This is a genomic window from Halofilum ochraceum (assembly GCF_001614315.2).
Taxonomy (GTDB): Bacteria; Pseudomonadota; Gammaproteobacteria; order XJ16; family Halofilaceae; genus Halofilum; species Halofilum ochraceum.
Genome location: NZ_LVEG02000012.1, coordinates 39,680 through 55,500, shown reverse-complemented (window position 1 = coordinate 55,500; position 15,821 = coordinate 39,680). Strand labels below are relative to the sequence as shown.

Sequence of the window (15,821 nt, the reverse complement as noted above, 5' to 3'; positions counted from 1 at the left end):
CTCAGCCGCGCGCGCCGAATACGGCGCTGCCGACACGCACCAGCGTAGCCCCCTCCTCCACGGCGACTTCAAGGTCGCCCGACATGCCCATCGAGAGCACCGGGAGCGCCTGGCCGGACCGCTCCTGCAGATCGTCCCGCAGCCGGCGCAGTGTGCGGAAACAATCGCGCGTGTCCTCGGGGTCTTCGCTGAAGCGGCCGATCGTCATCAGCCCCTTCCATTCCAGCTCCGGCCGCTTCGCGATGACGGTCGCGAGTTCGGCCGCGGCCTCCGGCATGACCCCGAACTGGCTGGCGGCGCCGGAAGTGTTGACCTGCATCAACACCTCGCGGCTCTCACCGCGCGCGGCCAGCTGATCCGCCAGGCGTTCGACGAGATTCTCCCGGTCCAGGGTCTCGATGCAGGTGACGAACCCGAGTGCCTGTTTGACCTTGTTGCGCTGCAGATGGCCGATCAGGTGCCAGCTCACGCCCTGATCGGCCAACGCCTCCGCCTTGGCGGCGGCGTCCTGGACACGGTTCTCCGCGAGCGTTCGATAACCCGCCTCGATCGCCCAGGCGATACGCTCGGGCGGCACCGTTTTCGTGACCGGCAGCACCGCCACGCCGGCGCGATCGCGACCGGCGCGCTCACACGCGGCGTCGATGCGCCGTTCCACCTCCGCCAGGGCCGCCTGGACCGCGGTGCGATCCCGATCGGCATCTACGGGCTCGTTCACTTCTGCGTCCTCCCGGTGCGACACCACCCGGACCTGCCCGTCAGTGTAGACATCGAATGACGGTGCAGCCGTCGTGGGGCCTCAGAAACCGTACTGCAGCGAAACCGCCGTGAACCGGTCCGTTTTCTCGGTGCCCGCGGGCACGTCGCTGTTGTGTTCGATGGTGTAGGAGAGCACCCACGACAGGTTGCCCGCGAACTTCGAGCGGATCGCGCTCACGCTGCTCGTCGAGGTGTTTTCCTCGCCGGACTCCACCTGCAGCTCCTGGCTGAATTCGCTGACCTCCGACAACTGCCAGTCGAAGTCCCCCCGCAGCACGCCGATCGTATCGTATTCACGCTCGTTGGTGCCGTCCGGCTCGGCGACCCGACGACCCGCACCGACCTCCAGATCCAGTTCGACGTCCTCGGTTTCAATGAACCTGCGGCCGAGACCGGAGGCGAGCGAGGCACGACGATCGAAGGCGCCGAAGCGATCGCGCTCATAACGCCCGACCACGAAGAGATAGGTGCGCTCGGTAATGCGGTAGTCCGACTGCAGCCGCCCCGCGTAGCGCTCGGCGGATTCCTCGCCGTCTTCCGACGCCTGGTAGCCGTTGACCGCCGCGGTATGCCGCCACTTGTCATACTCGACTTCGGTCTCGACATCGAGTTTGACGCTCTCGCTCTCGGTGTTGCCGGAGGCGCTGAACAGACCCAGCGTGACGTTGCCGGAGACCTCGGGATACTCGGGCGTCTCCGCTGAACCGTCACCGGCGGCATCTTCATCGGCGAAGACCGGCGTGGCGAGGAGGGACAGTAACAGGGCGCCGCAGGCGGCGCGGGAGGGGCAGGTGATCAAGACGCTCTCCAGTTGATTGCCATGCGAACTCCGCGGGAACCGGGCGGCGCCGCGATAAGTGATCGCGCGATGGTACGGACCCCGGCACCGTCCCGGCAATGACGGCCGGCACTGCGGTGGCGGCATACCCGCATTGCTGTTACGTTTGCCGGCTGTCCCTGTTTCGAACCGGAAGCCCGAGCAGATGAACGCGCCGCGTCGCATCCTGGTCACGAGTGCCCTGCCCTACGCCAACGGCCCGATCCATCTCGGGCACATGGTCGAGTACGTGCAGACCGATATCTGGGCGCGCTTTCAGCGCCTGCGTGGCAATCAATGCGTGTACGTCTGCGCGGACGACGCGCATGGCACGCCGATCATGCTCAAGGCGCAGCAGGAAGACACGACCCCCGAAGACCTGATCTACCGGTTCAGCGCCGAACATCAACGCGATTTCGCCGACTTCCTGATCGGTTTCGATACGTATTACAGCACGCACTCGGAGGAGAACCGGGAACTCGCGGAGACCATTTACACGCGGCTGCGCGACAACGGCCACATCGCCGTGCGCACCATCGAACAGGCCTTTGACGAAGAGGCCGGCATGTTCCTGCCCGACCGCTTCATCAAGGGCGAATGCCCGCGCTGCGGCGCGGCCGGCCAGTACGGTGATTCCTGCGAGGTCTGCGGCGCGACCTACACGCCCAACGACCTGAAGAATCCGGTCTCGGCGCTGTCCGGCTCCACGCCGGTCACGCGCGAATCCGAACACCACTTCTTCCAGCTGGCCGACTTCACCGACATGCTGCGCGAGTGGACCCGGGGCGGTCATCTGCAGCCGGCGATCGCGAACAAACTGGATGAATGGTTCGAGACCGGTCTCGCCGACTGGGACATCTCGCGCGACGCCCCCTACTGGGGCTTCGAGATCCCGGATGCGCCCGGCAAGTACTTCTACGTCTGGCTCGACGCGCCGATCGGCTACATGGCGGCCCACCGCCACTGGTGCGATCGCAACGGCGAGGATTTCGACGCCGTCTGGGGTGCGGAAAGCGACGCCGAGCTGTATCACTTCATCGGCAAGGACATCGCCTATTTCCACACGCTGTTCTGGCCGGCCATGCTGCACGGCGCCGGTTTCCGCACGCCGGACGGCGTCTACTGCCACGGCTTCCTGACCGTCGACGGCCAGAAGATGTCGAAGTCGCGGGGCACCTTCATCAAGGCGCGCACGTATCTCGACCATCTGGGTCCGGAGTATCTGCGCTATTACTTCGCCGCCAAGCTGTCCGCCGACGTCGACGACCTCGACCTCAACCTCGACGACTTTATCCAGCGCGTGAACAGCGATCTGGTCGGCAAACTCGTGAACATCGCCAGCCGCTGCGCCGGGTTCATCAGCAAACGCTTCGACGGCCGACTCGCCGGAGAACTGGAGGCGCCGGAACGCTTCGAGGAGATGGTCGCCGCCGGCGAGTCGATTGCCGCCGCGTACGAGCGCCGCGACTTCGGTCGCGCCATGCGCGAGATCATGGATCTCGCCGATGACGCCAACGCCTGGATCGCGGAGCGTGCACCGTGGCAGGCCATCAAGGAAGAAGGCCGCGAGGCCGAGGTCCAGCGGGTCTGTACCCAGGGTCTGAACTGCTTCCGCACGCTGATGGCCTGGCTCAAACCCGTGCTGCCCGAGACGGCCGCACGCACCGAGGCGTTCCTGCAGTGCGATCCGCTCGACTGGGACAACGCGGCGCGGCCGCTGCTGGACCATGAAATCGCGAAGTTCAAACCGCTGATCACGCGGATCGAGCGCACCACGATCGACACCATGCTCGAGCAGTCAAAGGCCGATCTCGCCGGCAATGCCGGCGCCGAGGCGCCCGCCGGGCCGCCGGGCGGCGAGGAGATCGCCGAGACCATCAACGTCGACGATTTCTCGAAGGTCGACCTGCGGGTCGCGCGCATCGCCGCCGCCGAACGCGTCGAGGGCGCCGACAAACTGCTGCGGCTCACGCTCGACCTGGGCACGGAGCAGCGCACCGTGTTCGCGGGCATCCGCAAGGCCTACGATCCGGCTGCCCTCGAGGGCCGACTGACGGTCATGGTCGCCAACCTGGCACCGCGGAAGATGCGCTTCGGCACCTCCGAGGGCATGGTCCTCGCCGCCGGCGACGGCGAAGGCATCCACATCCTCTCACCGGACAGCGGCGCCGAGCCGGGCATGCGTATCCGCTGACGCCTGACAGGGAGAATCCGTGTACTGTGGGGGCTTGGAACCGCCAATTGATCTCTCGCCAAGACGCCAAGCGCGCCAAGTGGTAAACCGAAAAAAAACACGACCATCCAATACCTTGCGGCCCCGCCCAAATGACCGGGATCAGGTGTGGTTCAACGCTGCCTGAACCCTCATATTCCGCATCACCCGGGGCATCGGGGACTATGTTCGTTCCAAACATGCTTTTCTTGGCGCGCTTGGCGTCTTGGCGAGAACCGCTTTTTTCAGACCCTCCCAACCATCAGCAAACGGATTTTCCGGCATGGAAGGTGTGATCGGACTGTTCCTCGGGGCCATCGGACTGGGCTTGTTGCACGGCATGGAGCCGGGGCATGGCTGGCCGGTGGCGGCGGCGTGGGCCTCGGCGCGGCGGGGCCGGTGGGGCGCCGGCGTGATCGCCGCGGTGGTGATCGGGATCGGTCATCTGGTGAGCAGCATTGCCGTCGTGCTGCTGTACTTCGGCATCAAGGAATATTTTGACCTCGGCGCCAGCGGCTGGATGGACTGGATCGCCGGTGGGCTGCTGCTCGCGCTGGCCGCCTGGCAGTTGCGCGCCGCGCTGCGCGGAGGACATCACCACCATCATCATCACGGCCATCAGCATGACCACGGTGACGGCCCCGCCCCCACGGCCGGGCTCTGGCCGCTAGCGGTGTTCGCGTTCACGCTCGGATTCGCCCACGAAGAGGAATTCCAGATCATCGCGCTGTGCACCGGCTCGGCGCTGTGCCTCGAGCTGATGCTGTCGTATGCGCTCGCCGTGATCACCGCACTGGTCGCCCTGACCCTGCTGCTGGTCGCCGGGCTGCGGCGGTTCGCGCACCGGCTCGAGCATGCCGAACGGGGGCTGACGCTGATCTCGGCGGGGATTCTTGGGTTGATGGGGGTCGGGTTTCTGTTTGGTTTGTTCTGAGGTTTGTACGTGGCGGAGGCGTTTGGGGGTGTTGTCACTGTGATGGATGTGGGTGGGTTTCGCCCGCTGTCGCGGGCGAGTTCCTTTCTTTTGCGTGAAAAGAAAGGAACCAAAGAAAGCACGCCCTGACCGGCTCGGCCTGCCCGGGTCAAGAGTGATCACCGCGATCGCGTTCGCCTGCGGGCAGAAGGGAACCACCAGCAGTGCACGCAGTCGGGACCCGGGCAGGCTCCCCTGTGCTTCTCGGGTCGAGTGGGGCGCGCAGACGGCACGTCCGTGTGCCGACTGCGCGGAGCCGGCTTCCTGCCGGCTCCCCTTCGGGCCTGATCCACTCGCCCCTGCGATGCTCGGCGAGCCAGACGGGATTAAACCCCGTAGCCGAACCAACTCGGGACTTCGTACAGCGCTGTCGCAGCGCCTGGGCCGCGCAGCGAGGGCATCCGTCATCGCGAGCGAGCGCGGCGATCCAGTGCAGGCACAGCATCGCTCACCCACTTTGCGGATCACGAAGTCCATGCACCGATCGGCAAACGGTTCGCCCGTTTGGAGCGCCGAGCATCGCAGCGAGCGCCGGATCAGGCCGCGAAGCGGGACTCGCCAGGACGGCGAGTCCGCGCAGTCGGCACACGGACGTGCCGTCTGCGCGCCCCGGCGCTCGCGAGAAGCACAGGGCACCTCGTCGCCCTCGGCCGCCAGCAACTGGTCGCGGGAACCGACGGGCACGACCCGATCATGTCCGTATCGCCGCAAAGAATCCCCGCCGAGGGCGGCGGGGCGCGCCAACCAGGGCACGCTTTCTTTGGTGACTTTCTTTTCGTGCAAAAGAAAGTCACTCGCCCGCGACAGCGGGCGAAACCCGACCCACACATCCCAGTGGAACCCACCCCGGATAACCACCCACGACAGCACAACCAAACCGCCGGTATCATGCACACCATGCATGATGACCACACGCAAACCGTGAACCGCGGAAACGACCAGACCCTGACCGACCGCGGAAACGACCAGACCCTGACCGACCGCATCGATGCACTGCTGCCGCAGACGCAGTGCACGCAGTGCGGCTATGACGGCTGCCGGCCCTACGCCGAGGCGATCGCCGCGGGGGAAGCGGATATCAACCGCTGTCCGCCGGGCGGCAGTGAGGGAATCGATGCGCTGGCGGCGCTGCTGGGTTCCACGAGCAAGCCCATGGATCCCGAGTGTGGTGAACCCGTGGAGCAACCCGTGGTCGCCTTCATCGACGAGTCGGTTTGTATCGGCTGCACCAAGTGCATCCAGGCCTGCCCCGTTGACGCCATCCTCGGGGCCTCGCAACAGATGCACACCGTGATCGCGTCGGAGTGCACCGGCTGCGAACTGTGCATCCCGCCCTGCCCGGTCGACTGCATCTCGCTCGAGCCGTCCCCGGACCCGACCCCGTTGCGCGAGCGCGCGGAATACTTCCGCGCCCGGTACCACGCGCGCAATGAACGCCTCGAACGGCGGCGGCGTGAGCGCGAGGCGGCGCGGGCGGCGAAGCGGCCCGACGGGGATCGCGAGAGCCGGCGCGCGGAGGTCGCGGCAGCCGTCGAGCGCGCCCGCGCGAAACGTCGGCGCACCACGGATCAGCGATGAACCGCGCCAGGCGCGAACAGATCATGGCCCGGCTGGCGGAGCGCGACCCGGAACCGACCACGGAGCTGCATTTCGAGACGCCGTTCCAGCTGCTGATCGCCGTCATCCTCTCCGCCCAGTCGACGGACCGGGGCGTGAACGCCGCGACGGCCCGCCTGTTCCCGGCCGCGCCGGACGCGGAATCGATGCTCGCGCTCGGCGTCGAGGGAGTAAAGGAACATATCCGCACGCTGGGCCTGTTCAACAACAAGGCGAAGAATGTCGTCGAGACCTGCCGCATGCTCGTCGAGCATCATGGCGGCGAGGTACCGCGCGACCGCGCGGCGCTGGAGGCGTTACCGGGCGTCGGGCGAAAGACCGCGAACGTGATCCTGAATACCGCCTTCGGCGAACCGACGATCGCCGTGGATACGCACATATTCCGCGTCGCCAACCGCACGGGCTTCGCACCCGGCAAGAATGTGCGCGCGGTCGAGGATCAACTGGTGAAGGTGATGCCCAAGGCCTACCTGCGCCACGCCCATCACTGGCTGATCCTGCACGGGCGCTATGTCTGTACCGCCCGTAAACCCCGCTGCGGTGACTGCCGGATTCACGATCTCTGCGAATACCCCGACAAGACCGCGTGAGGCAAACCGATGTTCGGCAATGATCGCGAAAGCATGCGGCGTTATTACGTCGAGACCTGGCGCAAGGCGAATGCCGGGGAGACGCTCGATCCGATGGAGCGGATGGTGGCGACCGTAATCTCGGAGCACCCGGAATACCAGCCGCTGCTGGCACCCGGCAACGAGGCGGTGCTCGACCGCGACTACATGCCCGAGGACGGGCAGACGAATCCGTTCCTGCACATGGGCATGCACATCGCCCTGCGCGAACAGACCGGCACCGATCGACCACCAGGCATCCGCGCCCTGTTCGAGCAGCTCGCGCGCCACGAGGGGGACCACCTCGAGGCCGAGCATCGGCTGATGGAGCCGCTGGGCGAGGTGCTGCACGCGGCCCAGCGCGCGGGCACGCAGCCCGACGAGGCCGACTATCTGGAGCGGGTGCGGAAGGTGGTCACGCAGGCGACCGGAGACAAGCCCGACGCCTGAGCATCGAGTCCTGCCCGGGGGAGAATCGGTTCTCGCCAAGACGCAAAGGGCGCCAGGGAACGCAAAGGAGGCGGAATGTCTCGGGAGGCCGCAACGCGTAGCGCGGATGCAGGCACAGCCGGAATCCGGGCGAGGGGCTCCTGCACAGAGCGCGCGTGACCGCATGCGGCGCGCGGTTCCCCGGATTCCGTTTCACTTCATCCGGGCTACGAACTGCTCGATCTGCCAAGCCCACCGTTCATGGCGACCTTTGCGCGCGCCGCGCCGCTGCGTGAATCCCCCGACCAACCCCGGATCAGGCCCCGCGTTTCTTCGGGTAATCGAACTCGATACACGTCCCGCCCTGGTCGGGCAGATCCGCCCAGCGGTCAATGGCGAAATGCATCCGCACCACGGCGGCGGTCGGCAGTTTTTTCGCATGAAGGCCACACAATCGTTCCGCGGCTATTTGCAGCGTCGGGTTGTGGCCGACCAGCGCGACCCGGTCAAAACCATCGTGCAGCCCACGCGCCAGCATCGGGATTTCATCAGCGCCGGCGTGGTAGAGCCGGGGTTCTTCCACGACCGCCCCGGCCGGGAGACCAGCGGCACCCGCCAGTGCCACGGCGGTGGCCCGGGCGCGCTCGGCATCCGAAGTGACAATGCGCTCGGGTACGCTGCCCGTACGGGCCAGACGGCGGCCCATTTCGGGCGCATCGCGCTCGCCGCGCGGTGCCAAGGGGCGCTCGTGATCCGGGAGATCGCCTTTCCAGCTGGATTTGCCATGCCGGATCAGAATCAATTCCTTCATCGATCGCTCCTCCAGCAACCTGCAACCTGATCGGGTCACGAACCTTGCCACGGTCCATGTCGCGACGATGGACGTTGTAGTGACTCACGCAGACAGCGGGTGGCCGCGCTCCAGCAAACGACCGACCGCCCACAGCCCGGCCCCAGCCAATGCGAGTGCAAACGGGATCCACACGGCGGCGATGGCGCCGAACAGGTTCGGTGCCTGCATCAGGGTGGTCATAAGCGAGTCCTGGTACCAGAAGAACCACTGATGGTCGTCCGGGAATACAACCTCGTGCAGCGCGTAGAACAGCTCGACCGGGCCGATCGCGAGGAGCGCGACACCGGCCACGCCGAGCATCACGGCGGCCCCCCCGAGGAACCGCCGCGCCGAGGGCAGCGTACGACGCCGCCACCGGGCCTCGGCGGCGAACACGATCACGAGCGCCAGGGCCGTGATGCCGGCGTTTTCGAACCAGCCGACCAGACGGGCCACATCGCGCAGATGTACGATCTCGGGCTCGCGCAGCAGGCGTCCGATCTCGCGGCCGTCGGGGGCGTGGTAGCGCAGTTCGGCGAGACCGCGGCCATCGGCATGGATCGCATCGACGATGGCGGCGAACAGACGGGCCCGCTCGCCCGCGGTCGTCTGCTCGAAGCCCTGGCGCCAGCGGTTCTCGGGGCCGTAGCGCGCGATCGTGTCATCGATTCCGAGCGCCTCGTGCCAGACCGGATAGGCGAAATCGAAGGCCGCAAGGGCCTGCCAGGAAACGAACAGACTGGCGATGAGCAGCGCGCCGGCGAACACGGACCAGTACAGTGCCGCGAACGGCCGGGCCACGCGGTTCACTCGTCGCGCTTGGCGGCCTGCCAATACCCTTCCAGGGTATCCATCGGCATGCCCGCCGTGCCACCGCCATCGCGCCGTGCATGCCCCTCCACCGCGCGGAAGCGGCGTTCGAAACGCTGACCGGCACGGCGCAGCGCGGTCTCGGCGTCGACGTCCAGATGGCGCGCGAGATTGACCGCGGCGAACAGCAGATCCCCGACTTCGGCCTCACGGGCATCCGGATCCTCACCGGCGGCCTCGATCTCCTCCAGTTCCTCGCGCACCTTGGCGGCGGGGCCGGAGGCATCGGGCCAATCGAAACCGGCGCGGGCGGCCCGGCGTGAGAGCTTCTGCGCACGGGTCAGGGCGGGCAGCCCCAGGGTCACGCCCGCGAGCGCACTCGGGTCGGATTCACCGCGTTCGGCGCGCTCGTCGGCCTTCGCCTGTTCCCAGAGCTGTTCACGCGTATCCGCGTCGGTCGCGCCCGCCTCGCCGAATACATGCGGGTGGCGCCGGATCAGTTTGGCCGCGAGCCCGTCGGCGACGCCCTCGAAATCGAACGCATCGCGCTCCTCGGCCATGCGGGCGTGATAGACGACCTGCAGCAGCAGGTCGCCGAGTTCGTCGCGCAGGTCATCGAAGTCGCCACGCTCGATGGCATCAGCGACCTCATAGGCCTCTTCCACCGTATGCGGGGCGATGGAGCGGAAATCCTGGGCGACATCCCATGGGCAACCGGTCTGCGGATCCCGCAGACGCGCCATCACCGCCAGCACGCGATCGATCGCCGCCATCCGCGAGCGGCCTCAGAAGGTCAGCCGGATACCGACATTGATCTCATCGCTGAGCTCTTCATCCCGGCCGCCGTCCATGTCGAACTCGATCCAGCGATAACCGACGAACGCGTGGGTGCCGGGCACGACCTCGAGCTCGAAGCGCGGATTGAATTCCGCCAGCGAATCGGCGTCCTGGAAAGTGGTGATACGCGGCGCGTAATACCCCTCGACGGAGAACGCAAGGTGCGTCTCGGTCGGGAACAGATACCGCACCTGCCCGCCGATGCCGATGGCGCTCGCATCCCGGTTGGAATCGAGATCCGTGTAATAGCCCTTCGCCCCCACCCCGAACTGCAGCGGGATGTTCTGGCCCGGGCTGCCGGTCACGAGGAAGTTCCCGGTCACCATGATGTCATCGTCGTTGTTGAAGAAGCCGCCGAATCCGATGTCCGCGCCACCGTACCCCATGCTCGCGGTATCGGTGAGGTAGACCAGGCTGGCCGTGTCCTGACCGAGCGCGATATCCAGACCGGCCCCATGGGTCGTCGTTGAACATACCCCGAGGGCTGCGGCCCCCAGCAAACGTTTCATCATGTGCGAATCCCTCCAGCGGGATAGAGCGGGTGCGTGAATGGTAGGTGTGGGGCAATGGGCGATCAAGTTCGATGAACCGCACGGTAACGGTATACAGACGTGTGTAGCACTCTTTTATACTGTTTTCCGCGCGTGCGCTTTGGGCGCCCGTAATCCACAGGCCCTTGTGGCCGCTCGCCGTCTGCCGGGAGCCGTTCCATGACCACCGATACGCGTGCGGATGAACTCCGCGCCTGGCTCGCACGCACATGCCCGGACGCCGGCGGGCCGCTCACGCCGATCACGGGTGATGCCAGCTTCCGGCGGTATTTCCGGGTCACCACCGACGCCGGCAGGCGCATCGTCATGGATGCCCCACCCGAGCGCGAATCCACGGGACCGTTCGTGGACATTGCCGGGCGCCTCGAGGCCGCCGGCGTCACCGCCCCCCGGGTACTGGCAAGCGACCGCGATCGCGGCTTCCTGCTGCTGAGCGACCTCGGCGACCGGCTGTATCTGGACGAACTCGACGACCGCTCCGCCGACCCGCTGTACGACGACGCCCTCGGTGCCCTCGTGCGCATGCAGGCGGACATCCCGACCAGCGGTCTGCCGCCCTACGACGCGGCGCGCCTCGACGCCGAGATGGATCTGTTCCCGGTCTGGTTCCTGGGCGAGCACCTGGGCCTTGGCCCCGACCGGATCGGCGCGGACCCGAAAGCCACTTTCGAGGCGCTGACCGCAGCGGCGCTCGAACAGCCCCGTGTCTTCGTGCACCGCGATTACCATTCGCGCAACCTCATGGTGCTGGCGCAGGACAACCCCGGCGTCCTCGATTTCCAGGACGCCGTCGCGGGCCCGGTCACCTATGACCTGGTCTCGCTGCTGCGTGACTGCTACATCCGCTGGCCGGACGAGCGCGTGACCGCCTGGATCGAGGGCTACCGCGAGGCCGCGCTCGCTCGCGGCATCGAGCTCCCCGACCGCGGAACCCTGCGGCGCTGGTTCGACCTGATGGGGGCGCAACGCCATCTGAAGGCGATCGGCATCTTCGCGCGCCTCTGGCATCGCGATGGCAAACCCCGCTATCTCGCCGACATCCCGCGCACGTGGGGCTATATCGAGGCGCTGTTCGGCCGCTACGCCGAGCTGGAACCGCTCGCACGGTTCGCCCGCGAACGGGACATCGCCACACGGCTCGAGCGGGCAGCGGTGGAGGCATGAACGCGATGATCCTCGCCGCCGGCCGCGGCGAACGCATGCGCCCGCTGACCGACGACTGCCCCAAACCGCTGCTCCATGCCGGCGGCCGGCCGCTGATCGACTGGCACCTGGAAGCGCTGGCGCGGGCCGGTTGCAGCCGCGTGGTCATCAACACCGCATGGCAGGGCGAGAAGCTGCGCGCCTGGGTCGGCGACGGCCACGCCCGCGGGCTCGATGTACGCTACAGCGACGAAGGCGATCGGGCTCTGGAGACGGCCGGCGGGATCGCCCGCGCGCTGCCGCTGCTGGGGCCGCGACCGTTCGCGGTCATCAACGGTGACATCTACACCGACTTCCCGTTCGAGCGCCTGGCGCTCCCCGCCGGCCACCTCGCGCATCTCGTGCTGGTCGACAATCCGCCACAGCACCCGGAGGGCGATTTCGCGCTCGAAGGGGGTCGGGTCACGATGGCGACCGGCCCGCGCCTGACCTTCGCCGGCATCGGCGTATACCGCCCGGCGCTGTTCAGTGGACTCCCCGTGCAGCCATTGCGGCTCGCGCCGATTCTGCGGCGCGCGATCGCCGCCGGCCTGGTGAGCGGCGAGCATTACCGCGGTGCCTGGCATGACATCGGCACGCCCGAGCGCCTGCGCGAACTCGACGCGCAACTTGCGGGGAGCCATCCACCCCGATGATACGGCCGCGGGTTTACGGCATGATGGTGGTCACGACGCTCGCGCGAGACGGGCAATCGACGGATCGCCGTCATGGAGGCATGGATGGGCCGGGACATCAGTACCAGCGCCTTCACCGACGAGGACTTCCGGGCATTCTCGGAACGCCTGCGCGCGGAAACCGAGCGGCTCGCGACCTGGTTCTCCGACGACCGTCTGGCCGAAGCCCATCCCGTCGGCGGTTTTGAGCTCGAGGCCTGGCTGACCGACGCCTCGGGACGCCCGATGGCGGTAAATGAACGCCTGCTCGAAACGCTGCAGGACCCGCTCCTCACGCATGAACTCGCGCAATTCAACATCGAGCTGAATACGGCGCCACGGACCCTGCGCGACAACGCCCTGCGCGCGATGGAACGTGATCTCGAAGCCACCTGGGAGCGCACCCGCGCCGGGGCGGCGACGCTGGGTGCGCGGCTGATCGCGATCGGCATCCTGCCGACGGTCCGCCAGGACGATCTCGGCCATGCCGCGATGACGCCCAGCGACCGCTACGCCGCGCTCAACGATCAGGTGCTGCGCCAGCGCGAGGATCGGCCGCTGCGGATCGACATCTGCGGCCGCGAGCGGCTGCGCACCGATCACCCCGACGTGATGCTCGAATCGGCGGCCACCTCATTCCAGATCCATATGCAGGTGCCCGCGAGTCGGGCGGCGGATTACTACAACGCCGCCCTGCTGGTATCGGGGCCGCTGGTCGCCGCCAGCGCCAACTCCCCCTATCTGTTCGGCCGCGACCTGTGGGACGAGACGCGCATCCCACTGTTCGAGCAGGCGGTCGAGAGCGGCGGCCTCGGCGGCGCGGCCCATGGACCGCCCAGGCGGGTCGGCTTCGGAACCGGCTATGCGCGCGCGTCACTGATCGAGGTTTTCCGCGAGAACGAAGCGCACTTCCCGGTCCTGCTGCCGACAGTCATGGACCCGTCGGACGGCCCGCTGGCGCACCTGCTGCTGCAGAACGGCACCATCTGGCGCTGGAACCGGCCGCTCGTGGGGATCGATGACGATGGCGAGCCACACCTGCGGATCGAACACCGCGTCGTCCCCGGCGGCCCGAGTGCCGCCGACGCCATCGCCAACGCCGCCCTGTTTTACGGCCTGGCCCGCTATTTCGCGACGCTCGCCGGGGAATCGCCGGAGCGGCTGCTGACCTTCCCGGTCGCGCGCGACAATTTCTACGCCTGCGCACGGCACGGACTGGGCGCGCGGGTCCGCTGGACGGACGGAGAGGTTCATCCGGTGACGCGCCTCATTCTGCGCACGCTGCTGCCCTGCGCACGCCTGGGGCTGAGTGACCTCGGTCTGGCGGGCGAGGATATCGACCGCTACCTCGGCATCATCGAGGAACGGGTCGCTTCGGGCCGCAACGGCGCCGGCTGGCAACGCGCCTGGGTAGAACGCCATGGACGGGACATGGAGGCGATGACGGCCGCCTACGCCGAGCGCCAGGCCGACGGGGCACCCGTGCACCGGTGGCCGCTTTGACGACGCTGCACGAGTTTCACCACCTGCCGCCCGGCCTGCTGGAGACACCCGCCCCCTCACTGCAGCGCATCCTGCCCGGGCCGACCCTGATCCACATCCCTGGCGAGCGTCCCGACGCGCTGTTCGTCTCGGTCCTGCAGCACGGCAACGAAGACGCCGGGCTGCTGGCGGTCCAGCGGCTGCTCGCGGCGTACGACGGGCGTCCGCTGCCCCGAGCGCTGAGCCTGTTCATCGGCAACGTCGAGGCCGCGCGCCACGGCCTGCGCCACCTCGACGGCCAGCTGGACTTCAACCGCGCCTGGCCGGGAACGGAACAGCCGGCGGGGCCGGAGACTCGCCTGCTCGCCGAGGTCTTCGCGCGCATGCGGGAACGGCCGCTGTTCGCCAGTATCGATATCCACAATACGAGCGGCAGCAGTCCCCATCATGTGGGCGTCAATTCGCTCGATCCACGTTGCCTGCAGCTCGCGCATCGCTTCAGCCGCACGGTTGTCCACTTCACCCGGCCGCGGGGCGCGCAGGCGCAGGCGTTCCTCGGGCTGTGTCCGGCGGTCATCCTGGAATGCGGCCGCGTGGGCTCGCCCGAGGGTGTTACCCACGCCCAGGATTTCCTGGCGGACTGCCTGTGCCTCGACACCCTCCCCGCGGATCCCCCGGCGCCCGGCGATCTCGACCTGTTCGGGAGTGTGGCGGTGGTCGCGATCCCGGAATCGGTCCGGTTCGACTTTGAATGGCCCGCACACCGTGCCGCGGATGATCTCGACCTCTGCCTGCCCGGCGACATCGACCGGCTCAATTTCCGCGAACTGGCGGCCGGCACGGCGATCGGCCGCTGCCGTGGGCCGCGCGCGCCCGTACGGGCCTCCGATCCCGCCGGGCGCGACGTGACGGGAACGTTCTTCGAGTGCAGTGACCATGAACTGCGGCTGCGCCGGGCGGTGATGCCATCCCTGCTGACCCCGGATCCGAGGATTATCCGCCAGGATTGCCTGTGCCATCTGATGGAACGGATCCCCGTGAACCGGGACGCGGCGTAAATCTTCGTTCGCGGCATGGACGCCGCATGGCACAGCCGCCAGAATCCCGATCAGGCCCCGCAGGATCCGCAGGCATGCAAGCGCTGGACAAGAGTGCCGACTGGCTGGGCCGGGCGCGCTACTGGTGGCGCCGGCGACAGCTGCGCCGCCCCGTGGGTCTTGCACTCAGCGGCGGCGCGACGCTGGGCGCGGCCCACGTCGGCATCCTGCGCGCGCTCGAAGAGGCGGAAGTCGGCGTCGAACGCCTGTCGGGCACCAGCATCGGTGCCGTCGCCGCCGCGCTGTACGCCTTCGGCACGCCGATCGACGATATCGAAGAGATCGCGCTGGACATGACCTGGCTGTCGATCTCCAGCTTCCGGCCTTCGCGCCTCGGTCTGCTCGACAACCGCCGCCTTGGAGATGTGCTCGCGGAGGCGATCGGCCAGCCGGACTTCGCGGACGCGCGGATCCCGTTTGGCGTCGTCGCGACCGATATCGGTACCGGGGAACGGGTCGTTTTCAGCAGTGGTCCGGTCGTGCCGGCGGTGCTCGCCAGCGCCTGCATGCCGGGCATCTTCCAGCCGGTCGAGCATGACGGGCGTATGCTTGTGGACGGCGGCCTGGTGGAGAATCTGCCGGGCTCCGTGGTCCGGTCACTCGGTGCCCGCACGGTCATCGGCGCGGACCTGAACAGCCGGCGCAGTTACCAGCAGCCGGATGACCTGATCGACGTCGTGCTCAACGCCACCGACATCGCGATCAACAACGCGACCCGCCTGCAGACCAGCGATGCCATCGATCTGCACATCGCGCCCCATCTGTCTTCCTACGGGCGCTTCCGGTCCAGCCGGGGCGCGCGCCTGATCGAGGAGGGCCATCAGGCCGCGCGGCAGGCGCTCGCCGACTGGCACGGCGAGCATACCGAACGGCTCGAACCGCGTCTGGAAGAGCCCGCGCGCGGCGACGGACCCGAACCCGGCTAAAGTCCTCGCCCTGCA

General features: G+C 67.7%; 15 protein-coding genes and 1 pseudogene. 10 read left to right on the top strand and 6 right to left on the bottom strand.

The genetic code is table 11. The annotated features are described in order from the left end of the window. Position 1: 1 nt before the first annotated feature. Complete coding sequence (locus A0W70_RS12295; RefSeq protein WP_070989402.1) at positions 2 to 718, bottom strand: YggS family pyridoxal phosphate-dependent enzyme; 717 nt, start codon at positions 716 to 718, stop codon at positions 2 to 4. Positions 719 to 799: 81 nt separating this feature from the next. Continuing rightward, positions 800 to 1,558, bottom strand: a complete 759-nt coding sequence (locus A0W70_RS12290; protein WP_067562801.1) for a DUF481 domain-containing protein — start codon at positions 1,556 to 1,558, stop codon at positions 800 to 802. A gap of 184 nt (positions 1,559 to 1,742) precedes the next feature. Here A0W70_RS12290 and metG point away from each other — a divergent pair, with 184 nt between their 5' ends. From metG to A0W70_RS12265, 5 genes and pseudogenes are all read left to right on the top strand, one after another. Next, positions 1,743 to 3,770 carry a methionine--tRNA ligase gene (gene metG, locus A0W70_RS12285; RefSeq protein WP_067562800.1) on the top strand — a complete coding sequence of 676 codons (2,028 nt, stop codon included), beginning with the start codon at positions 1,743 to 1,745 and terminating at the stop codon, positions 3,768 to 3,770. Positions 3,771 to 4,071: 301 nt separating this feature from the next. Continuing rightward, the gene (locus A0W70_RS12280) at positions 4,072 to 4,722 is read left to right on the top strand and encodes a hypothetical protein (protein ID WP_067562798.1); all 651 of its coding nucleotides are present in this window, start codon (positions 4,072 to 4,074) and stop codon (positions 4,720 to 4,722) included. A 1,011-nt stretch (positions 4,723 to 5,733) separates the two neighbouring features. Then, positions 5,734 to 6,147: pseudogene (locus A0W70_RS17175) on the top strand (RnfABCDGE type electron transport complex subunit B); the annotation flags it as partial. Positions 6,148 to 6,335: 188 nt separating this feature from the next. After that, positions 6,336 to 6,968, top strand: a complete 633-nt coding sequence (nth, locus tag A0W70_RS12270; RefSeq protein WP_067562795.1) for an endonuclease III — start codon at positions 6,336 to 6,338, stop codon at positions 6,966 to 6,968. Positions 6,969 to 6,977: 9 nt separating this feature from the next. Then, the gene (locus tag A0W70_RS12265) at positions 6,978 to 7,436 is read left to right on the top strand and encodes a DUF1841 family protein (protein ID WP_067562791.1); all 459 of its coding nucleotides are present in this window, start codon (positions 6,978 to 6,980) and stop codon (positions 7,434 to 7,436) included. Between the two features lie 295 nt (positions 7,437 to 7,731). Here the strand turns inward: A0W70_RS12265 and A0W70_RS12260 are convergent, their stop codons facing one another. The 4 genes from A0W70_RS12260 to A0W70_RS12245 form a co-directional block, all read right to left on the bottom strand. Continuing rightward, positions 7,732 to 8,226: a SixA phosphatase family protein gene (locus A0W70_RS12260; RefSeq protein WP_067562789.1), complete on the bottom strand. Its 495-nt coding sequence runs from the start codon at positions 8,224 to 8,226 to the stop codon at positions 7,732 to 7,734. Between the two features lie 84 nt (positions 8,227 to 8,310). Then, complete coding sequence (locus A0W70_RS12255; RefSeq protein WP_175443118.1) at positions 8,311 to 9,048, bottom strand: lipoprotein intramolecular transacylase Lit; 738 nt, start codon at positions 9,046 to 9,048, stop codon at positions 8,311 to 8,313. Positions 9,049 to 9,053: 5 nt separating this feature from the next. Further along, positions 9,054 to 9,830 carry a nucleoside triphosphate pyrophosphohydrolase gene (gene mazG / locus A0W70_RS12250; RefSeq protein ID WP_067562785.1) on the bottom strand — a complete coding sequence of 259 codons (777 nt, stop codon included), beginning with the start codon at positions 9,828 to 9,830 and terminating at the stop codon, positions 9,054 to 9,056. Between the two features lie 12 nt (positions 9,831 to 9,842). Then, on the bottom strand, positions 9,843 to 10,406 hold the full coding sequence (locus A0W70_RS12245; RefSeq protein WP_067562782.1) for a YfaZ family outer membrane protein: 564 nt from the start codon (positions 10,404 to 10,406) through the stop codon (positions 9,843 to 9,845). Between the two features lie 198 nt (positions 10,407 to 10,604). Here A0W70_RS12245 and A0W70_RS12240 point away from each other — a divergent pair, with 198 nt between their 5' ends. From A0W70_RS12240 to A0W70_RS12220, 5 genes are all read left to right on the top strand, one after another. Next, complete coding sequence (locus A0W70_RS12240; protein WP_067562779.1) at positions 10,605 to 11,609, top strand: aminoglycoside phosphotransferase family protein; 1,005 nt, start codon at positions 10,605 to 10,607, stop codon at positions 11,607 to 11,609. Then, on the top strand, positions 11,606 to 12,283 hold the full coding sequence (gene murU, locus A0W70_RS12235) for an N-acetylmuramate alpha-1-phosphate uridylyltransferase MurU (protein WP_067562775.1): 678 nt from the start codon (positions 11,606 to 11,608) through the stop codon (positions 12,281 to 12,283). Before A0W70_RS12240 ends, murU begins: the two co-directional genes overlap by 4 nt. A gap of 72 nt (positions 12,284 to 12,355) precedes the next feature. Continuing rightward, positions 12,356 to 13,804, top strand: coding sequence for a glutamate-cysteine ligase family protein (locus tag A0W70_RS12230; protein ID WP_245675878.1), 1,449 nt, complete (start codon positions 12,356 to 12,358; stop codon positions 13,802 to 13,804). Then, positions 13,801 to 14,841, top strand: a complete 1,041-nt coding sequence (locus A0W70_RS12225) for a M14 family metallopeptidase (protein WP_139150857.1) — start codon at positions 13,801 to 13,803, stop codon at positions 14,839 to 14,841. The genes A0W70_RS12230 and A0W70_RS12225 overlap by 4 nt, the downstream gene beginning before the upstream one ends. A 74-nt stretch (positions 14,842 to 14,915) precedes the next feature. Then, positions 14,916 to 15,806, top strand: coding sequence for a patatin-like phospholipase family protein (locus tag A0W70_RS12220; RefSeq protein ID WP_067562772.1), 891 nt, complete (start codon positions 14,916 to 14,918; stop codon positions 15,804 to 15,806). Positions 15,807 to 15,821: the final 15 nt, after the last annotated feature.